The following is an 18,668-nucleotide window of genomic DNA, read 5'->3' on the forward strand; positions in this document are numbered from 1 at the left end:
ACCCTACGTCCGCGGGCTCCGCCGACGCCCCGCGGAATAGGCTGGAGTCGTGCAGCACACCCCCCTGGTCGTGGAGACCCGAGAGATCGACCCGGTCGAAGACCTCCTCTCCTTCGCGGACCCCGCCCGCCCGCTCGCCTGGTTCCGCCGCGGCGACGGGATCGTGGCGGTGGGCGAGCCGCTCGCCGAGCTCCGCCCGCCGGCCGAGGAGGGACGCACCCGCGCCGAATCCCTCGCGGCGCTCTGGCAGGGGCTCTCGGCGGAGGCCGCGGTCTCCGATCCGCTGCGACTCCCCGGGACCGGGCTCGTCGCGTTCGGGGCCTTCACCTTCGACGAGGACTCGCACGCCGACAGCGTGCTCGTGATCCCGTCGCGGATCCTCGGCCGCCACGGGGACCGCTTCTGGGAGACCCGCATCCGTCGCAGCGACGACCGTGCGCCGGGCGCCGTCGAGCCCGCGGAGTACGGACCGCACTGGGCCGGCACCGTGGGCCCGGGAGCGCAGAGCCCCCAGGGCTACCAGGACGCCGTGCGGGGAGCGCTCGCCCGCATCGCGGACGGCGAGCTCAGCAAGGTGGTCCTCGCCCGCGACCTCCAGGGCACCATCCCCGCGGGCTCCGACCTGCGGCGACTCGTCCGGGCACTGGCCACCGGGTACCCGGACACCTGGGTCTTCGCGGTCGACGGGCTCATCGGCGCGAGCCCGGAGACCCTCGTCACCGTGCAGGACCGGACGGTGACCGCCCGCGTGCTCGCCGGCACGATCGGACGCGGGGCGGATGCCGACGCGGACACCGCCGCGTCCGCGCACCTCGCCTCCAGCACCAAGGACCTCGACGAGCACCAGTACGCCGTGCAGAGCGTGCTCGCGTCGCTCCGCCCGTACACGAGGGCGCTGGCGGCGAGCGAGCAGCCCTTCCTCCTCAAGCTGCCCAACCTCTTCCATCTCGCGACCGACGTGGAAGCCGAGCTGGAGAACGGCCGCTCGGCCCTCGACCTCGTGCGCGCCCTGCACCCGACCGCGGCCGTCGCGGGCACTCCGACACCGACGGCCATCGCCGCCATCCGGGAGCTCGAGCCGTTCGACCGCGGCCGCTACGCCGGGCCGGTCGGCTGGGTCGACGCGGACGGCAACGGCGAGTGGGCCATCGCCCTGCGGTGCGCACAGTTCACGACGGCCGAGGACGCGATCACGGTCACCGCCTACGCCGGGGCCGGGATCGTCGCCGGATCGGATCCGGAGAGCGAACTCCTCGAGACGCGGGTGAAGTTCCGTCCCCTCGTCGACGCGCTGGCCTGACGTCCGCCGCGGTCAGCTCGCGGCGAGGCGCTTCTTCTCGGCCTCGACATCGAAGTCGGCGACCGGCCACTGGGGATCGATGTCCTCGAGGGCGGCGAGCAGCAGCTCCTGCACGGCCAGCCGGGCGTACCATTTCGCGTTCGCCGGCACGACGTACCAGGGAGCGGCCTCCGTCGACGTGCGGTCGAAGACGGTCTGGTACGCCTCCATGTACTGCGGCCAGAGCATCCGCTCGTCGACATCGCCCGGGTTGTACTTCCAGTGCTTGTCCGGGCGTTCCAGACGCTCCATGAGCCGCGCCTTCTGCTCCTCCGGCGAGATGTGCAGCATGACCTTGACGATGCGGACGCCGGAGGCCGCGATGCGCTCCTCGAACGCGTTGATCGCGTCGTAGCGGCGTTCGATCTCCGCGGGATCGGCCAGCTGCCGCACCCGTCCGATGAGCACGTCCTCGTAGTGCGAGCGGTCGAACACCCCGATGAACCCGGGCTCCGGGAGCCGCTTCTCGACCCGCCACAGGAAGTCGTGCCGGCGTTCCTCCTCCGTCGGCGCCTTGAACGCCGCCAGCGCCACGCCCTGCGGATCGACACCGCCGACCACGTGCCGCACGATGCCGCCCTTGCCCGCGGAGTCCATCGCCTGCAGGACGAGCAGCACCGCATCCTGCGCCGTGCCCACCCGGCTCTCGGCGAACAGCCGCTCCTGCAGGTCGTTCAGCTGCTCGAGACCCGCTTCGAGGTCGGCCGTGCCGCGGGACTTGCCGTGGTCGTAGCCGGGCTTGCTCTCGGGGTCGACGTCGGCGAGGCGGAAGCCGGGCCGCACCCGCAGGTTCTGCGTCCAGGTGTGCGCGTTCATACGCACATGATGCCAGTCACCGCGGCAGCGGTACCTCGATGATCTGGCGACCGCCGCGCGGCGTCGTCAGCGCCTGGTCGAGAGCGGTTCGCGTGGTGACCCGCTGATACTCCCAGCCGTAGGCGAGCGCGAGGTGCTCCAGGCGGACACCGTGCGGGGTGTAGAACACACGATCCAGGTGCGCGGAGGGGGCGGTGCTCGCCACCTCCAGGCCGTCGAAGATCGTGCCGCCTCCGTCGTTGCCGACGATGACCTGGAGGCGCGGCTCCGTCTCGTCACTCGGGAACAGCAGCGCACCGACGTCGTGGAGGAACGCGAGGTCGCCGAGCAGCACCCGGGTCACACCCGGCGCCCCGGCGGCCTGGCTCGCGACCGCGACGCCCGTGGCGGTGGCGATCGTGCCGTCGATCCCGGCGAGTCCGCGGTTGGCGTGCACGGGGACCTTCTTGCCGCCGAGCACCTCGTCGGCGACGCGGACCAGGCGCGACGATCCGAACACGAGGCGGTCGTGCGGCCAGGTGGCCCGCCACACCGCATCCACGAGGCGCTCGCGGTCGAGCGGGCGGCGCACGGCGTCGAGTTCCGCGCGCACGGCGACGCGGCGGGCGGCGACGTCGGTGGAGGAGAGCCCTTCGGTGTCGGGCGCGTTCTCACTGAGATCCACGGCCTCGGCGGCGGCGGCCCGCATCCACGCTCCGAGCCACTCCCTGTCGGTCTCCCCCGGCGCGACCGCGACGGCCGCGACGGCGCGCGTGCGGTGGTTGAGGTTCAGCTCCTCGCCGCCCTTGCGGACCGCGACCACCTCCACGTCCGCGCGGGACAGCAGGCGCGCGGCCTCGCGGCTGAGCGTCGGGTGACCCAGCACGACCACCCGCTCGATGCGCCCGCCGAGGTCGTCGCGGGACAGCAGCCGGCGGTACCCGTGGACCACCTGGCGCCCGAATCGCGCGCCGCTGACGATCTCCGCGATGAGCGGCCAGCCGCCGACGTGGGCGACCTCCTCCGCCTCAGCGCCCGCATCGGCGCCCGCCAGGACGACCGTCCGGGGACCGCGCTCCAGCGGGAACGCCTCCGGCTCCGGAAGCCGCGGCGGCTCCCCCGGTGTCAGCGTGCGTGAGGGCATCGCGCCCGACAGCGGCTCGCGGGAGGGCAGGTTCAGGTGCACGGGGCCGGCCACGCCGGGAAGCCCGGACTCGGCATCCGCCGCTCCGAGCGCGAGGGCGACCACTCGCGCGGCGAGGCCGTCCCAGTCGCCGTCCCCGGGGACGGCGGCGTCGATCTGCGCCCGCACCCAGGGGTGGAAGAGCCCCTCCTGGACGGTGGCCTGATTCGCACCGACCCCCCGCAGCTCGGGAGGCCGATCCGCGGTGAGCAGCAGCAGCGGCACTCCGGAGTGGAAGGCCTCCATCGTGGCCGGGAGGAGGTTCGCGACGGCCGTGCCGCTGGTGCACACGACCGCGACGGGGACGCGGGTCTCCCTGGCGATGCCCAGGGCGGTGAATCCGGCGACCCGCTCGTCGATCCGCACGTGCACGCGGAGCGGGCCCTCGTCGGCGAAGGCCGCCGCGGCGAGCGCAAGAGCCTGCGAACGCGACCCCGGCGAGAGGACGACGTCACGCACGCCGTGGGACACGAGGTCGGCGAACAGGGAGGCCGCGGCCTCCATCGCCGGCGACGAGGTCACGGGCGCGGATCCGCGGCGGGCGGCTCGTCGGTCTCCTCGTCGAGCCGCGCGAGCTCCTCCTCGAGGCGACGGATCCGGGCGTCCTGCTCCGCTTTGCTGATGCTGCGGAGGAACGCGGGGTCGTCGTCCGGGGCGACGGTGCGCGGCACACCCTGGTCGTTCGCCCGGCGACGGCCGATGACGAACCAGAGGATCCCGCCGATGACGGGGATGAGGACGACGATGGCGACCCAGGCGGCCTTGGGCACGCCGCGGTGCCGCGTCGCCGGCTGCACGGCGCAGTCGACGATGCTGTACACCCAGAACACGGCGGCGAGGAAGCCGCCGATGATCAGTAGTCTCGCCACCCCTCCAGTCTAGGCACGTCGGGGCCGGTCGGGCCCGGAGACGGCAAAGGCCTCGTTGCTAGACTGCGCGGGACATGCCGCCCCTCGCCCCCGTCCCGACGCCGCGAGCGCGCGCCGAGCGGATCCTGCCGAGCCGGATCATGATCGCCGTCGGCCTCGCGCTCCTCCTCGTCGTCGGTGCGTGGTCGGCCTCCCACGGGTCGGTGGATCCGCATGCGACCCTGTGCCTCGCCCCCGGCGTCTCGCAGCCCGCCGACGCCACGGCAGCCGGAGTCCCGATCGTCGATGGCCCCTCGGCCGATCTGGCTTCCGATGCGGCGGCGTGCGCAATGGCGGCCCTCTGCTGCGTCGCCCTCGTCCTGCTCCTCCGGCACCTGCGCACCCGCGGCGGCGTCCGTCTCCGCGGTCTCCTGCCCCGGGCGACCGCACGCCTCCGCGCCGGCCCTCGCCCGCTCCTCCCCGCGGTCTCGCTCGTCCAGCTCTCCATCTCCCGCACCTGATCCGACGCCGGCCCCGGCCGCGTCTGCGGCACCCCTCGTCGTATCCCCCGTGTTTGGAGACCCCATGAAGACCCCCGTCAAGGCGACCCTGATCGCCGTCGCCGTCGCCGTCGTGCTGCTCGTCGCCGGCATCGTCTACGCCCTCAGCCAGCAGCCCGCGAAGCCCGATCCCGAAGCCGGCGAGAAGCTGCCCACCGTCCGCACCGACTCCCACGTCCTCGATGAGGGCGGCCCCGACGCCGTCACGGTCGTCGAGTTCCTCGACTTCGAGTGCGAGGCCTGCGGCGCGTTCTACCCGATCGTGGAGGAGCTGCGCGCGACCTACGACGGCGACATCCGGTACGTCACCCGGTACTTCCCGCTGCCAGGGCACGTGAACTCGACGCAGGCCGCGCTGGCCGCCGAGGCCGCTGCACAGCAGGACCGCTACGAGGAGATGTTCCACCGTCTGTTCGAGACGCAGGCCCAGTGGGGCGAGCAGTCGACGGAGACGCCCGAGGTGTTCCGCGCGTTCGCCGAGGAGCTCGGGCTCGACCTGGCCGCGTACGATGCCGCGGTCGCCGATCCGGCGACCCTCGCCCGCGTGCAGCAGGACAAGCGCGACGGTGAGCGGCTGGGCGTGAGCAGCACCCCGACCTTCTTCGTCGACGGCGAGAAAGTCGAACTCGTCGAGTGGAACGACCTGGAGGAGGCGATCGCGGCGGCCGTCGCCGAGTGACCCCGTCGGTGGGGTCGCCGTGCGGCGGCCCCACCTCTACGCTGAGCGCATGACCTCGGAGCGCCCCTCGTCGGCCCGTCTCCTGTTCGGGGCCCTGCGGACCACGCCGGCGACGCTGACGATGATCGGCCTGGTCCTGCTCACGGGCGTGATCTGGCAGGGGCTGTGGCGGCCGTTCGAGGACTCGGCGCTCTTCCCCGCCGTCGCCTACGGGCTTCCGAGCCTGTCCGAGGGCAAGTGGTGGACGCCGGTCACGGGGACGTTCTTCGTCAACGAACCCTGGGTGTACCTCTTCACCATCGCCGGGTTCTGGGGCATGGGCTACCTGGAGCACCGCCGCGGCACCCGGGTCGCCCTCGCCTACTTCACTGTCGGGCAGCTCTTCGCGATCTTCGCGACGGCTCTGTTCCTCCTCCTCGTATCGCAGCTTCCGTGGGCGTGGGCGCAGACTCAGGCGCAGGCCCTCGACGTCGGCGCATCCGGCGGGACCATGGCCTGCATCGCCGCCGCCGTCGGCCTGTTCCGTCCGCCCTGGCGGGTGCGCGCGTGGCTGGTGCTCCTCGGATTCGTGTTCGTCGCGATGATGTTCTGGGGAGAGCTGGCCGACCTCGAGCACCTGTTCGCGGTCCTGCTGATCCTGTTCGTGGACCGGAGTCTCCGCGTGCGGCGCACGACCGTCCGGGAGCAGCGACTGATCGCCGTGATGGCGGTGCTCACGCTCGTGGCCATCGAGATCATCACGGTCCTCGTGCCGACCGACGGCCCGTTCGGTCCCACCGATCCCGCTTCGGGCGGTTTCATCGATACGGCGATCGACGTCGCGGTGATCCTCTTCATCGCGAACGGCCTGCGGCGCGGTCGCCGCTGGGCGTGGGTCGTCGCCGTCATCCTCGGCCCGCTCAACGTGCTCGCCGCCACGCTCGTGCTGGTCCTCATCATCCTCACGAGCGAGGCGCAGCTCGAGACGGTGATCGACGCAGAGACCGAACTCACGCTCGCCACCGGGATCCTCTGGGCGCTGGTGCTCACCTATCTGATCGCGGTACGCCGGGCTTTCCGTGCGCGCCGCTCGACCGCGCTCGGCCGGCAGCCTGCCCCGACCGGAGACGAACTCCGGCGCGAACTGCGGGCGCACGGCGGCGGCACCCTGTCCTGGATGACGACATGGGAGGGCAACGGCTACGCCCGCGTGGACGGCGGGATCGTCGCGTACCAGCGCCGCAACGGCGTCGCCCTGGCCCTCGCCGATCCGATCGGCCCTGCGGAGTCCCGGTCCGCCGCGGTCCGTGACTTCATCCGCACGGCCGAGGACGCCGGACTCGTCCCCTGCTTCTTCAGCGCGGACGAGGCGACGAGGGCGGCAATCCCGGAGACGTGGCGCAGCCTCGTGGTGGCGGACGACACGATCGTCGACCTTCCCGGCCTCACCTTCACCGGCAAACGCTGGCAGCCGGTGCGCACATCGCTCAACCGGGCCGGGCGGGAGCAGATGACCTTCCGGCTCACCCACCTGGCGGCGGAGACCTGGGGCCTCCGTCAGCAGCTCCGTGGGATCTCCGAGGCGTGGGTCGGCGACAAGGACCTTCCGGAGATGCGGTTCACCCTGGGAACCCTGGAGGAGGCGGAGGACCCCGAGGTGCGGCTCGCCCTCGCGATCGCTCCGAACGGCGACGTCGACGGCTTCCTCTCGTGGTTGCCCGTGTACGGGGAGGGCGGGGTGGTCCGCGGCTGGACCCTCGACCTCATGCGGCGTCGCGAGGGCGGTTTCGGACCGGTGATGGAGTATCTGATCGGCGCCTCCGCGCAGCAGTTCTCGGAGGAGGGAGCCGAGTTCATGTCACTCTCCGGCGCTCCCCTCGCGCACGACTACCCGCCGGACGCCGGTGTGATCGCCGCGTTGAGCGACCGGCTCGCCGATGCGCTCGAGCCCGTGTACGGCTTCCGCTCGCTGCACCGCTTCAAGGAGAAGTTCCACCCCCGCTACGAGACCATGTACCTCCTCTTCCGCGACGAGAGCGACCTCACCCGCATCGGCGGAGCGCTCACCCGGGCCTTCCTCCCCGACGCCACGCTGCGGCAGTTCGCCGGGGCCGGGCTGGAGCTCGTCCGCGGCGAGCACTGATCCTCGCGCCCGGGCCCGCGCGTCGCCGGACTCAGGCCCGCGCCTCGGCCACCTCCCCGGCGACGCCATCCCGAGTCTCCGCGGCCGGACGCTTCGCCGTGTTCGCGATGTGCGCCCGCGCGACGACGAGCGCGGCGACGACCATGATCCCGACGCCGAGCCAGTACGGCGCGGCATGGCTGACGGCGGTGTAGAGGGCGGCCGCGATCAACGGGGCGACGGTGCTCATCGCGGCGTTGAGGGACTGGGTGGCACCTCCGAGCCAGCCCTGTTCGTCGTCGCCCACGGCGTTGGACATCGCGCCGTCCATCGCGGCCTGGGCAGCGCCCTGACCGGCGGCGAGCATCAGCGCGCCGACGATGAAGAGCCACGGCTGGGCGAGCAGCGAGGCCACGATCGCGAGACCGGCGAGACCGATCGCCTGCGCGACGATGGCGCTGACGATCACGCCGCGCTCCCCCATCCGTGGCAGCAGGATGCCGAGCAGCACGCCCTGAATGAGAATGTCGATGATGCCGACCCCTGCCGTGAGCAGGCCGATCTGCGTCGGTCCCCACTGGATGGCGTCGAGGGCGAGGACGCTGAAGTTGTTCACGAAGAATCCGAACGGCAGGGCGAGCAGCGCGAACGCGATCATCAGCCCGCGGAGCTCGGGGCGGCCGAAGGCGGTGCGGAACACCCCGAACGGCTGGACGTCGCGGAGGGCGATCCGCGCGATGCGGTTCTCCGGTCGCAGGCTCTCCGGCAGCAGGAAGATGCTGAGGATCGCGATCGTGAGGCCGACCGCCGCAGTGAGGAAGACGGGCAGACGGAGATCGATCGCGGCGAGCAGACCGCCGATGGCGGGACCGATCATGGTGCCGATGCCGGTCAGTGCGCCGAGGAGGCCGAAGCGCTGCGCGCGCTTCTCGGGCGGCGTGATGTCGGCCAGGTAGGCGAACAGGGCGGGGAGGTCTCCGGCCGTCAGCCCCTGGATGACACGGGCGAGCACGAGCACCCAGATCGCCCCGCCCACGCCGAACAGCGCCATGGAGAAGGCCGCGCCGAACGCCGCGACGATGATGACGGGTCGTCGTCCGAACCTGTCGGAGAGCCGCCCGAGGAGCGGGGCGGCGAGGAAGGCGCACAGCCCGTTGACCGCTTCCAGCACCCCGACCCAGAGGGCGAGGTCGTGTTCGTGCGCGACGTACTGCAGCACGACGAACGGCAGCACGGGCAGGACGACGGTCATGCCGATGACCGTGAGCATCGTCAGGACGACGAGCATGACCCACGCGCGGCCGGCGCCGCGAACGGGAGAAGGAGGTGAAGTCATACCGAAAGTGTAGTGATACCGGTTTTGGTGTCAATACACTTTCTGGTCGAGTTCACGATAGGATGGCCGCATGACGACGCCCCCGCCCCTGGGTCGCCGCGAGCGCAAGAAGGCCGCGACCCGCAAGAACATCTCCGACGTGGCCACCCGGATGTTCCTGGAGCGCGGGTTTGACAACGTCAGCATCCGCGAGGTCGCGGACGCCGCCGATGTCTCCCCCACCACCGTGTTCGCCCACTTCCCGCAGAAGGAGGCGCTGGTCTTCGACGAGGACGACGAGCAGCGCGACCGCCTCGTCTCGGCCGTGCGCGGCCGGTCGACCGGTGTGACGATCAACAAGGCCATCCACGACTTCTATGCGGCCGAGATCGCCGCCAACCTCGATGAGCACGGCGACGACGTGGCCCGTATCTTCCTGCGCTTCCTCAACGAGACGCCGGCGCTCCGGGACTACGCGTCGAAGATGTGGCTGCGCCACGAAGACGCGCTCGCCGAGGCCATCGCCGACGAACTCGACATCCCGGCCCCCACCCCCGAGGTCCGCGTGTACGCGCGGTTCGTCCTGCAGATGCAGATCCTCGTCACCGAGAGCGACGATCAGCAGAGCGTGCTCGACGCCGGCTCGGCCCTTCTCGAACACGGCTGGGCCCCGATCGAGGAGCAGCTCGCCGGCTCGCGGAGCGAAGAGAGATCCGCGGACCTCAGTCCTCGCGGGGGCGCCGCCGCAGGCTCTTGACGTCGGTGCGGCGATGCTTCGCCGTCAGCCGACGCTCCTTCGACCCTCGACTCGGTTTCGTCGCCCGCCGCGTCGGCGCCGGCGGACGCACGGCCTCCGCGACGAGCGCAGCGAGCCGTTCTCTGGCCGCTTCCCGATTGCGCAGCTGCGCGCGGTGCTCGGACGCGGCGATCGTCAGCACACCGTCGACCAGGCGCCCGCGGAGCCGCTCCCGGAGCCGGTCGCGCTGCGTCGGCGACAGGGCCGCGGAGTTCGCCGCATCCCAGACCAGCTCCACCCGGGAGTCCGTGGTGTTCACGCCCTGACCGCCCGGCCCCGACGATCGCGAAAAACGCCACGACAGTTCGGCCTCCGGGATCGTCAGACCCGCGGAGACGCGGAGTCCGGGGCGAGGGGCGGAAGGCATGCCTCCATCATCGAGGATGAACGGCCGCGAGCGCCGAGTGGACGCGACGGCGGGAGTCGAACCCGCAACGCCTCCGGATATGAGCCGGGGCCCGGGACCGCCCGGATCGCCGCGATGGGGATGACGTTACCCGGCCGTGATCCTTCCCACCAGGACCGTTCCCTGGGATAACGCCATGAGTCGCCGGATGACGCGGACGGCTAGCGTCGCCGCCGCTCGTCGTCAACCGGTTCGACCACTCCCGACCCTCCCCGTACCGTCGCTCGCACCGATGACGTCCGAGCAGGAGGCCGACATGTCCGAATCTCAGCACAACGACAAGACCCCGACGCCGATGGCGGAGGCCGGGGATCCGCAGGCGCGGCTGGAGGCCGAGGCCCGCCGCGCGATCGTGACCGGGGCCGACTCCGGCATCGGCCGCGCGACCGCCGTGGCCCTCGCCGCGGCGGGCATCGACGTCGGCATCACCTGGCACAGCGACGAGGCCGGGGCCCAGGAGACCGCGGACGAGGTGCGCAGTCACGGCGCCCGGGCGGTGGTGACCCAGCTCGACGTCTCCGACATCCCCGCCTGCGGCGACGTGATCGACGGGCTGATCGCGGAGCTCGGCGGCGTCGACGTGTTCGTCAACAACGCCGGCGCCGGGCTCCAGACCCCGTTCCTCGACGTGACGCTCGACGAGTGGAACCGGGTGCTCGACACCGACCTCACCGGAGCCTTCGTCTGCCTGCAGCGGGCCGCCCGGTCGATGGTCGCCGCAGGTCGGGGCGGACGACTCATCTCCGTCACCAGCGTGCACGAGCACCAGCCGATGGTGGGGGCGAGCGCGTATGACACGGCCAAGCACGGCCTCGGCGGGCTCATGAAGAACCTCGCGCTCGAGCTCGGCCGGTACGGGATCAGCGCCGTCAGCGTCGCCCCGGGTGAGATCGCGACCCCGATGACCGGGCAGACGGACACCGACCCGCACGCCGAGGACCGCCCCGGCATCCCGCTCGGACGCCCTGGCGATGCCCGCGAGGTCGCTGCGCTGATCGCCTTCCTCGCCTCGCCGGAGGCCGCCTACATCTCGGGGGCCTCGGTCGTGATCGACGGCGGCATGCTGCAGATGGGACCGCAGGCGGGCGCGGCGATCGAGAGCCACGACTGGCGCACGGTCTGAGCGCAGGTCAGCGGCGGATCGAGTCCCGGAACGGGTTCGGTTCGAGCGTGTAGTCCGTGGTCGGGTCCGCCCAGGTGTCCTGGGCGGACCGGTGGCGGCCCGAACGCAGGGCGGAGAGCGCATGCGTCGCAGGCACGCCTGCGGCGAGCGCGAGGCGGCCGGTGAGGGAGCGGTCCGCGCGGCCGAGCACGCTCGCGCGATGCCAGGCCTCGTGCAGCGCCCCGCCCCGGGCCGCGGGCACCCGTCGATGCGGCAGGGCCCCGGCCCGACGCAGCGCCACGAGCTCCTGCACCCGATCCCACCAGTCCGACTCCACCTCCGGGTGGAAGTAGTTGTCGCGGAGCCAGGACGGGTGCGGGTGGCGGAACCGGCCGGCGACGACCTCGCCCGCGCCGCCCAGCAGACCGCTGCCGATGAAGACCGTGTTGAGGAGACTCTTGTGCACCCCGAAGCGGTCGAGCGCGATCACGGGGACCCCGTGGGCCAGCGCCTCGACCGCCGCCGTCGAGCTCACCGTGACCAGACCGGCGGCGGACTCGAGCGCGGTCGCCATCGGCGCGTGCGAGAACACGAGGTTCGCCGGGCGGCCCGCCGTGAAGAGACGGGTGTACGGATCACGGTCGAGGTGGGTCTCGGCCTCCCCCGGCCGGGACCGCACCTTGACGACCACCCGGCGCGACGGATCGGCCTCCGCGGCGCGCACGAGAATGGCGGCGATCGCTGCGCGCTCCTCCGGCCGTCGGGGCACGAGGGCCTGCGCGGCGAAGACGACGTCCGTCGCCCCGGGCCGACGGACCGCCGCGGGTGTTCCGTCGACAGGACGTTCCGCCAGAGCGATGCCGCCCGCACCCCCGGAGAGCACTCCGGCCGCCGCGGACTCCCGGAGACGGCTGCCACTCCACCGCTCGCGACCCCGCGCGAAGGGCAGGGTCGCCAGAGCGAGCGGCGTCCGCACCCCGATGCGCTCGCCGAGCTCGGCGAAGGCACGGCGCTCGCGGTGCGAGTGCACGATCAGCAGGTCGGTGTGTCGCCGGTAGTCGAGCGCCCCGCGCTGGGCGGGGATCGCCATGCCGGGGAGCCCCGAGACGGTCACCGGACGGTGCCGCAATGCATCGACGACTCGGCCCAGGAGGCGGACGAACGGTCCCCGCCCGGCGAGCAGCACCACGTCCGGGCGCTGGACTTCGAGCCATCCGGCCACGCGCTCGAAGTCGAGCCGCGTGACGTCGGCGGCGCCGAAGCCGGTGCCCGCCAGCGCCGCATCCTGCTGCGCGGCGCTCACCGTCAACGGCGTGCGTACCAGCAGGAGCTGCGATCGCAGGTCGGGCACGGCCCCCAGCAACGATGCCGCCCACTTCACGAACGAGTCGGCGTCCGCGATGGCGACGACGCGCATCCCGGCGCCGGCGGTCATGCGGGCACGCGGCGGAGCTTCGCCATCGGCGCCCGCTCGCTGTCGAAGACGCGCTTGACGCCGTCGCCCACCGCGCTCTCGATGACACGGATGTCGCGGACCAGGTGTTCCAGGCCCCCGGGCTCCAGGGATGCGGCGTGATCAGAACCCCACATCGTCCGGTCCAGGGTGATGTGGCGCTCCACGGCGACGGCTCCCATCGCGACCGCGGCGAGGGAGATCTGCAGGCCGCGCTCGTGTCCCGAATAGCCGACCGGGATCCCCGGATAGCGGTCCCGCAGGGTCGCGATCACCCGCAGGTTCGCCTCCTCGGGCTCGAGCGGATAGGTCGAGGTCGCGTGCATGAGGACGACACGGTCGGTGCCGAGCGTGTCCAGCGCGCGGTCGATCTGCTCCATGGTGGACATGCCCGTCGAGAGGATGACCGGCTTCCCGGTCTCGCGCAGCGCGACGAGCAGCTCGGTGTCGGTCAGACTCGCCGACGCGACCTTGTGCGCCACGACGTTGAGGTCTTCGAGGAAGGCGACGCTCGGCACGTCCCACGGCGAGGCGAACCAGTCCAGGCCCTGCATCGTCGCGTGGTCGCCGATCTCGACGTATTCGTCGCGGCCGAACTCCACTCGGCGCCGGTAGTCGAGGTAGCTCATGGTGCCCCACGGCGTCTCTCGCGGCACGTCGCGCATGTGCTCCGGGGTGGAGATCTCGGGCGTGCGCTTCTGGAACTTCACCGCGTCCGCGCCGGCTCGGGCCGCGACGTCGATGAGGCGCTTGGCGATGTCGACGTCGCCGTTGTGGTTGAGGCCGATCTCCGCGATGACGTAGGCGGGACGGCCGCCGCCGATCACGTGCGATCCGATGCTGACAGTCATGATTCCTCCGGTCGTCGAACGGTCAACCGCCCCGTCCTTCCTGAGTACGGGCCGCGGGTGAACACCGATCGACCGGACGGTTACCGGGGGCGGTCAGCTCGACAACACCCGTTCGACGAGCTCCCGCACGGCCCCGTCGCCGCCTCGCCTCCCCAGCACGACGCGCGCCTCCGCACGGACGAGCGGGTGGGCGTTCGCGACGGCGACCGGCCAGCCCACGATCCGCATGGCGGGAAGGTCGTTGACGTCGTTACCGAGGTAGGCGACGTCGGCGAGCGCCACATCCTGCTCCTGCGCCCACTGCCGCAGCGCGGCCTCCTTGTCGGCGATCCCGTGCAGGACGGGGACGCGGAGCTTGTCGGCTCGGGCTCGCACCACGGGGTTCACCTCGGTAGAAAGGATCAGCATCGGCACCCCCGCCCGCCGCAGGAGCGAGACGCCCATCCCGTCCTCCCGGCTGACCCGCACCCGCTCTCCGCCATCCGCGTCGATGATCGCCGTGTCGTCGGTATGCACCCCGTCGAAGTCGGTGACCACGGCGCGGACGGGGATCCGCACCGGGCTCTCATGCAGAACGGCAAGGGCCCGTGCGGCCTGAAGCTGCGCGGCATCGTCGATCTCGATCGCGGTCTCCTCGGACACGGGGGCGATCCCGATCCGCCCGAAGAAGCGGTGGCGGTGGGCGCGGAATCCGTCGACCCGGAACACGTAGAAGGCTCCGGTCTCCAGATAGTGCGGCTCTCGGTCCTGGCGGCGAGGGCGGTGGCCGGCCTCGTGGTTGATCGCCTCGGCCGTGCCGTCGACCCCCCGGCGCCAGAGGAAACCGTAGGTCTCGACGGCGGAGAAGACGCTGTCGGACTCTCCCTGCTGCACCTCGGCGACGGCATCGGCCAACGCGGCGCTCGGGAGGAAGGGCGAGGTGGCCTGCAGGAACGCGACGACCTCGAACCGCTCACCCTCGCGCTCCAGCTCATCGAGCGCATGGAGGATCGCCGCCTCCGAGGTCGCGGTGTCTCCGGAGAGCTCGACCGGCCGCCGGATCACCCGCGCGCCCGCCTCCTCGGCCGCCACGGCGATCTCGTCGTCGTCGGTCGAGACGATCACGAGGTCGAAGCACGCCGCCGCCCGCGCAGCGTGCACGGCTCTGGCGACGAGGGGGACGCCCCCCACACGCTCGAGGTTCTTCCGCGGGATCTGCTTCGATCCGCCCCGCGCGGGGATGATCGCCACCGTCGTCTGCAGGCGCTCGTCCATGTCATGTCTCCTCATCGTCCGCGGATCTCCCGCCAGGCACGGCCCACGCGGCGTCGGGCGCCGACAGCGGTCAGCCGCCATTCCTCTATCCGTCCCACCCCGCCGCGCGGAGCCAGCAGGCGGCGCACGCCCCGCGGCGCCGACCCCCCGGGGAGGGCGAGCGCGGTCAGCCGCTCCGATGCGAAGTACCGCCGACGCTCCTCGCGGTCGAGGCCGTCCAGCAGCTCCTCCGCCCTGGCTCGAAGGTGCCCCGCGATCTCCGGTTGCATCGTGTAGCCCACCGCGTCCACGAGGAGCTGCAACCGATCCGGATCGGCATAGGGGGAGAGCGTCCGTGTGAGCGCATCGACGATCGTCAGGGGGATGCGGTTGCTGTTCTCCACCGGGGTCAGGGTGCGGAGCAGCTCCGTCGCGCCCGCGGCGCCGATCCTCCGCCCGAACAGGGTGCGGACCGTGGGCAGAGCCGTCGAGAAGGTCGCCACGACGGCGCGCGCGTCGAGGCGCTCCGCCAGGAGTTCGGCAGCCAGACGACCGCGGTCCTCCACGAACGCCAGACCGCGACTCTCCGCATGAGCGCGCACGGCGTGGGCGAGCTGCGGCGGTGCTGCGGGATGGGGCTTGAAGACGATCCGCTCCGGGAGCTCTTCCGCCGCCCGGTCCACCAGACGCTGCTGGAGCGCGACCTCCTCCGTCGCGGTCATCAGACCGAGGGCCGCGAGGTACTGTCCCAGCACGAGCACGGTCGCCGGTCCTGCAGCGGTCGACCCTTCCGACGACTCTCCCGTCTCCTGCAGCGCCGCCGCGAAGGGCTCCGGAGGCACCGGGACCGCCGCCGCGTGCGGAGAGGCCACCAGCGGACGGACGCCGGGCACCACGTCGGCGTACACGACCCGTTCGATCCGCGCCGTGACCGCGTGCGGCAGCCGTACCCGCATCGGCGCGTAGGTCATGAGGCCGTCGCCGACGATGGTCACCCGCGCCTCGGGGAACACGGAGAGGAGAGTACGGGCCGGTGCGACCTGGGGGCTCTGCACGAACAGCTCGATCTCCCGCGGGTCGAGCCGCCACGCTCGCGCGAGGAGTCGCCCCAGCACGGGGAGGTCGGCGTCCGCGGGTTCCCAGGCGCTCGGATGCAGGGGTCCCAGCACGTCGGCCAACGGCTCGACACGATGGAACCGGCCGCGGAGGGAGTGCAGCGCGGGATCCGTGTCGATGCCGACGACCGTCTCCGGGACCCGCGACGAGGTGAACGGCACGAGCACCCGCTCCGGGGCGTGAGCGCCCGCGCCGGAGCCCGCGTCGAGCAGGCCCGCATCGATCGCGGCGGCCGCGGTCGCGAGCCCGTAGGCGCTGTGCAGGGCGAAGAGGCGGGTCATGTCGCGTGGCCTCCGCCGCGCAGGCTGCGCGCGAGCACCCGACGTCGCGGACCGTCGAGCCGGGCGAGCACCGTGGCGACCTCCGCCGCCGGGAGGTCGTGCAGCAGTGCGCGGATCCGCCTCCGCATCTCGCGACGCACGGGTGGCGCCATGCGCCGCGAGCGCACCAGGTGATGCGCGCTGAGGGCGAGCGCGGTCCAGACGGCCTTCGGGAGGAAGCGGTCGGCATCGCGGTCTTTCCGGACGAGCTCGATCACCTCCGCCAGCGCGGGGGCGAAGTCGAGCTGGCGGCGGTCGTGCACCTGCGTGAGCGACGTCTCGACGCCTCGGCGGTAGAGCAGCGCCGGGGCGTCCACCACGGCGAACGAGGCCGCGTCCAGATGCAGGCGCCAGATCCAAGGGCGGTCCTCGGCCGTGAAGAGGCCGGAGGGGAACGCGGCGAGCCCCCGGTCGAGCACACGGCGGTGCAGGAGTCCCGCCCAGGCGAAGGGGTAGTCCACCATGCTCGGCTCATCGACCGGAAGGATCGCCTCCCGGGGTGGTAGGACCCGCTCCCTCCACGGATACGGAGCCCGGACGAGCGCACGCCGCATCCCGGTGACGGTGACATGATCCGTCCGGAGGAAGTCGCACCGGAGCTCTCGCAGGCGCGCGGCGAGGACCGCGAGGCGCTGCGGCTGCATCCAGTCGTCCCCGTCGACGAAGCAGAACGCCTCGCCCTCGACGTGGGCGAGCCCCTGGTTGCGTGCCGACGCCAGCCCGCGCGGCTCGGCGTTCCGCAGCACCTGGGCGTGCGGGAACCGCTCCGCATAGTGCGCCATGAGCGCGCCGGTCTCGTCGCGGGAGCCGTCGTCGATGGCCACGAGCTTCAGAGCGGCGGGATCGTCGAACTGCCGGGTGAGCGTCTCGAGGGTGGTGCCGATGTACGGGCCGGCGTCCTTCGCAGGCAGGATGACGGTGACGAGGGGCGTGCGCACGGAGCTCCCGGAGTGGGCGATGGGCTCGTCATCGTGGCAGGCGACGGTGGCCGGAGAGCGACCGTGCGGTGAACGTCCGGTGACGCGCGAGGTGAACGCTGAGGTGTGGCCCGCACCCGAACGAGCCACACCCCCAGTGCGTTGCACTGCCGGATGCGAACACCCGGTGAACCGTCACCGTGAGGCGACGGCCACCCCGCGGCGGTACTGGCCCCCACCAGCGAACCGCGAGGCGTCGTCGAGAGCGACTCCATGAAGATCAGCACTCAACACGTAACACGATACAACCGTCTGTTCGATCGCGCGAATCGGCCTAGGTCAATCCGTGAAAATTCGCGCCGAGCCTCCGGATCGGCGACGATGGACGGATGCGGTGGCCCTGGAGCACGATATGGCGCCCGATGTGGCGGCGCCAGCGCGTCGGAGGCATCGAGCTGCGCTGGCTCACGGCACGGTCGTGGACCCAGCGCTGGTACCCCCAGGGCATCGACGTCGGCGAGCGCCGCGGACGACGCGCTCTCGCGGTGAGCTGGTTCCGCCAGGACCCGTCGGGGCGCCACCTCGCCTCGCGCGTGACCCTCGTGGATCGCGAACGCACCCGCCGCCTCGACATCGTGCTGGCCGTCGCCGACGACGACGGCGTCCTGCAGCCCGCACCGATCCATGCGGGAGGACTCGCCTGGTTCGGCGACCGCCTGTTCGCGGCGGCCACCAGGCAGGGCATCTGGGAGTTCGACCTCGGTGCGCTCCGGCGGGTGCACGGCACGGAGGCACAGCGGATCCGAGGAGGCACGAGCCGCCGCGATCGGCGTACGACGGTGGTGGCCGTGCGGACCCGTCGCCACCCGGTGACGCTGCGGTGTTCCTTTCTCGGTCGCGTGTTCGACGAGGACGGGACGCCGCTCCCCCGCGTGCTCATCGGCGAGTACCGGGGTCAGGAGACGGGAGAGGTCGGCGAGTTCACCATCCCCCTCGGACCCGACGACGGCTTCGTCGAACACGAGCGCTTCACCCCCGGCATCCGGCACATGCAGGGGGCCGTGCGGTGGGGTGACCGCTACCTCGTCTCACAGTCCGATCACCTCCGGCCCGGGGTGCTGTGGTCCGGCCGCCACGATGCACTCACCCGGCACCCGATGGCTCTGCCCGTCGGCTGCGAGGATCTGGCCCTCGACCCCGACGACGAGCTGCTGTGGACGCTGGGTGAGCATCCGTGGCGGCGCGTGGTGCGGGGCATCCCCTTCGTCAGCCTCGGGCTCCGGGTTCCCGGCGGGGCCACGGGACCGCGAACGTAGACTGAGGGGGTGAAGAAGCCCGCCCCCCTCCTCGTCTACACCGTGCTGCGCCTGCTGGCGTTCCTCGTCCCGCTGGCCATCCTGTGGTTCTTCTTCCCGATCTTCCGCGAGTTCTGGTGGCTCGCCGCGATCTTCGCCGCCCTCATCGGCGCGAGCATCTCGATGCTCTTCCTGCGCACCCCGCTCTCGGACGCCTCCGCACGCCTGCACGAGCGCCGGCAGGGCAAGGTCTCCGGACGGCAGGCCGACGCCGACGCCGAAGACGAGCTCGTCGACCGCTCCCCCGACGAGCGCCCCTGACGCTTTCCGCCTCGCGCACCCGCGCACAACTTCGGAGA

General features: G+C 72.2%; 18 protein-coding genes and 1 tRNA gene. 8 read left to right on the forward strand and 11 right to left on the reverse strand.

Annotation, left to right across the window (positions count from 1 at the left end; all coding sequences use genetic code 11):
* Positions 1–49: 49 nt before the first annotated feature.
* Entirely contained in the window at positions 50–1,300 is a 1,251-nt protein-coding gene (locus MICNX66_RS13495) for an isochorismate synthase (RefSeq protein WP_187662291.1), read from the forward strand.
* A 12-nt stretch (positions 1,301–1,312) separates the two neighbouring features.
* Here the strand turns inward: MICNX66_RS13495 and MICNX66_RS13500 are convergent, their stop codons facing one another.
* Genes MICNX66_RS13500 through MICNX66_RS13510 form a run of 3 tightly spaced genes read right to left on the reverse strand, consistent with a single transcriptional unit; the run spans position 1,313 to position 4,186 of the window.
* Entirely contained in the window at positions 1,313–2,155 is an 843-nt protein-coding gene (locus MICNX66_RS13500) for a polyphosphate kinase 2 family protein (RefSeq protein ID WP_187662292.1), read from the reverse strand.
* 16 nt (positions 2,156–2,171) lie between these two features.
* On the reverse strand, positions 2,172–3,821 hold the full coding sequence (menD, locus tag MICNX66_RS13505; protein ID WP_187664217.1) for a 2-succinyl-5-enolpyruvyl-6-hydroxy-3-cyclohexene-1-carboxylic-acid synthase: 1,650 nt from the start codon (positions 3,819–3,821) through the stop codon (positions 2,172–2,174).
* Positions 3,822–3,835: 14 nt separating this feature from the next.
* Entirely contained in the window at positions 3,836–4,186 is a 351-nt protein-coding gene (locus MICNX66_RS13510; RefSeq protein ID WP_101848410.1) for a PLD nuclease N-terminal domain-containing protein, read from the reverse strand.
* Between the two features lie 74 nt (positions 4,187–4,260).
* On the opposite strand from MICNX66_RS13510, the gene MICNX66_RS13515 reads away from it, so the two are divergent.
* The 3 genes from MICNX66_RS13515 (at position 4,261) to MICNX66_RS13525 (ending at position 7,526) form a co-directional block, all read left to right on the forward strand.
* On the forward strand, positions 4,261–4,686 hold the full coding sequence (locus MICNX66_RS13515; RefSeq protein ID WP_187662293.1) for a hypothetical protein: 426 nt from the start codon (positions 4,261–4,263) through the stop codon (positions 4,684–4,686).
* A 64-nt stretch (positions 4,687–4,750) separates the two neighbouring features.
* Entirely contained in the window at positions 4,751–5,404 is a 654-nt protein-coding gene (locus MICNX66_RS13520) for a DsbA family protein (protein ID WP_187662294.1), read from the forward strand.
* A gap of 49 nt (positions 5,405–5,453) precedes the next feature.
* Complete coding sequence (locus tag MICNX66_RS13525; protein WP_187662295.1) at positions 5,454–7,526, forward strand: bifunctional lysylphosphatidylglycerol flippase/synthetase MprF; 2,073 nt, start codon at positions 5,454–5,456, stop codon at positions 7,524–7,526.
* Positions 7,527–7,557: 31 nt separating this feature from the next.
* Here MICNX66_RS13525 and MICNX66_RS13530 read toward each other — a convergent pair whose 3' ends face one another.
* On the reverse strand, positions 7,558–8,841 hold the full coding sequence (locus tag MICNX66_RS13530) for an MFS transporter (RefSeq protein WP_232089089.1): 1,284 nt from the start codon (positions 8,839–8,841) through the stop codon (positions 7,558–7,560).
* A 70-nt stretch (positions 8,842–8,911) separates the two neighbouring features.
* On the opposite strand from MICNX66_RS13530, the gene MICNX66_RS13535 reads away from it, so the two are divergent.
* Positions 8,912–9,577: a TetR/AcrR family transcriptional regulator gene (locus MICNX66_RS13535; RefSeq protein ID WP_187662296.1), complete on the forward strand. Its 666-nt coding sequence runs from the start codon at positions 8,912–8,914 to the stop codon at positions 9,575–9,577.
* Here MICNX66_RS13535 and arfB read toward each other — a convergent pair.
* On the reverse strand, positions 9,543–9,983 hold the full coding sequence (gene arfB, locus MICNX66_RS13540) for an alternative ribosome rescue aminoacyl-tRNA hydrolase ArfB (RefSeq protein ID WP_187662297.1): 441 nt from the start codon (positions 9,981–9,983) through the stop codon (positions 9,543–9,545). The genes MICNX66_RS13535 and arfB overlap by 35 nt on opposite strands.
* Positions 9,984–10,021: 38 nt before the next feature.
* Positions 10,022–10,097 (reverse strand) — tRNA-Met (locus MICNX66_RS13545).
* A gap of 220 nt (positions 10,098–10,317) precedes the next feature.
* On the opposite strand from MICNX66_RS13545, the gene MICNX66_RS13550 reads away from it, so the two are divergent.
* The gene (locus MICNX66_RS13550) at positions 10,318–11,145 is read left to right on the forward strand and encodes an SDR family oxidoreductase (protein ID WP_187664219.1); all 828 of its coding nucleotides are present in this window, start codon (positions 10,318–10,320) and stop codon (positions 11,143–11,145) included.
* Between the two features lie 7 nt (positions 11,146–11,152).
* On the opposite strand, the gene MICNX66_RS13555 is transcribed toward MICNX66_RS13550, so the two are convergent.
* From MICNX66_RS13555 to MICNX66_RS13570, 5 genes are all read right to left on the reverse strand, one after another.
* Entirely contained in the window at positions 11,153–12,559 is a 1,407-nt protein-coding gene (locus MICNX66_RS13555) for a DUF6716 putative glycosyltransferase (RefSeq protein WP_187662298.1), read from the reverse strand.
* A complete protein-coding gene (locus MICNX66_RS16805) occupies positions 12,556–13,428 on the reverse strand; it encodes an N-acetylneuraminate synthase family protein (RefSeq protein ID WP_197971849.1) in 873 nt (290 codons plus the stop codon). The genes MICNX66_RS13555 and MICNX66_RS16805 overlap by 4 nt, the downstream gene beginning before the upstream one ends.
* 93 nt (positions 13,429–13,521) lie before the next feature.
* Complete coding sequence (locus tag MICNX66_RS16810) at positions 13,522–14,682, reverse strand: acylneuraminate cytidylyltransferase (RefSeq protein ID WP_232089090.1); 1,161 nt, start codon at positions 14,680–14,682, stop codon at positions 13,522–13,524.
* Positions 14,683–14,693: 11 nt separating this feature from the next.
* Positions 14,694–16,058, reverse strand: a complete 1,365-nt coding sequence (locus tag MICNX66_RS13565; RefSeq protein WP_187662299.1) for a polysialyltransferase family glycosyltransferase — start codon at positions 16,056–16,058, stop codon at positions 14,694–14,696.
* A complete protein-coding gene (locus MICNX66_RS13570) occupies positions 16,055–17,035 on the reverse strand; it encodes a glycosyltransferase family 2 protein (RefSeq protein WP_187662300.1) in 981 nt (326 codons plus the stop codon). The genes MICNX66_RS13565 and MICNX66_RS13570 overlap by 4 nt, the downstream gene beginning before the upstream one ends.
* A gap of 368 nt (positions 17,036–17,403) precedes the next feature.
* Here MICNX66_RS13570 and MICNX66_RS13575 point away from each other — a divergent pair, with 368 nt between their 5' ends.
* Positions 17,404–18,330, forward strand: coding sequence for a hypothetical protein (locus tag MICNX66_RS13575; RefSeq protein ID WP_232089091.1), 927 nt, complete (start codon positions 17,404–17,406; stop codon positions 18,328–18,330).
* 9 nt (positions 18,331–18,339) lie between these two features.
* Entirely contained in the window at positions 18,340–18,630 is a 291-nt protein-coding gene (locus MICNX66_RS13580) for a DUF4229 domain-containing protein (protein ID WP_187662302.1), read from the forward strand.
* The last annotated feature ends 38 nt before the right edge of the window (positions 18,631–18,668 follow it).

The sequence above is a fragment of the Microbacterium sp. Nx66 genome, from assembly GCF_904066215.1.
GTDB lineage: Bacteria > Actinomycetota > Actinomycetes > Actinomycetales > Microbacteriaceae > Microbacterium > Microbacterium meiriae.

Bases quoted from the DNA above. Each gene is read 5' to 3' on its own strand.
- MICNX66_RS13500 (WP_187662292.1), bottom strand. From the start codon at position 2,155: ATGAACGCGCACACCTGGACGCAGAACCTGCGGGTGCGGCCCGGCTTC.
- MICNX66_RS13535 (WP_187662296.1), top strand. From the start codon at position 8,912: ATGACGACGCCCCCGCCCCTGGGTCGCCGCGAGCGCAAGAAGGCCGCG.
- MICNX66_RS16805 (WP_197971849.1), bottom strand. From the start codon at position 13,428: ATGACTGTCAGCATCGGATCGCACGTGATCGGCGGCGGCCGTCCCGCC.
- arfB (WP_187662297.1), bottom strand. From the start codon at position 9,983: ATGCCTTCCGCCCCTCGCCCCGGACTCCGCGTCTCCGCGGGTCTGACG.
- MICNX66_RS13550 (WP_187664219.1), top strand. From the start codon at position 10,318: ATGGCGGAGGCCGGGGATCCGCAGGCGCGGCTGGAGGCCGAGGCCCGC.
- MICNX66_RS13520 (WP_187662294.1), top strand. From the start codon at position 4,751: ATGAAGACCCCCGTCAAGGCGACCCTGATCGCCGTCGCCGTCGCCGTC.
- MICNX66_RS13555 (WP_187662298.1), bottom strand. From the start codon at position 12,559: ATGACCGCCGGCGCCGGGATGCGCGTCGTCGCCATCGCGGACGCCGAC.
- MICNX66_RS16810 (WP_232089090.1), bottom strand. From the start codon at position 14,682: ATGGACGAGCGCCTGCAGACGACGGTGGCGATCATCCCCGCGCGGGGC.
- MICNX66_RS13575 (WP_232089091.1), top strand. From the start codon at position 17,404: ATGCGGTGGCCCTGGAGCACGATATGGCGCCCGATGTGGCGGCGCCAG.
- MICNX66_RS13530 (WP_232089089.1), bottom strand. From the start codon at position 8,841: ATGACTTCACCTCCTTCTCCCGTTCGCGGCGCCGGCCGCGCGTGGGTC.
- MICNX66_RS13525 (WP_187662295.1), top strand. From the start codon at position 5,454: ATGACCTCGGAGCGCCCCTCGTCGGCCCGTCTCCTGTTCGGGGCCCTG.
- menD (WP_187664217.1), bottom strand. From the start codon at position 3,821: ATGGAGGCCGCGGCCTCCCTGTTCGCCGACCTCGTGTCCCACGGCGTG.
- MICNX66_RS13565 (WP_187662299.1), bottom strand. From the start codon at position 16,058: ATGACCCGCCTCTTCGCCCTGCACAGCGCCTACGGGCTCGCGACCGCG.
- MICNX66_RS13515 (WP_187662293.1), top strand. From the start codon at position 4,261: ATGCCGCCCCTCGCCCCCGTCCCGACGCCGCGAGCGCGCGCCGAGCGG.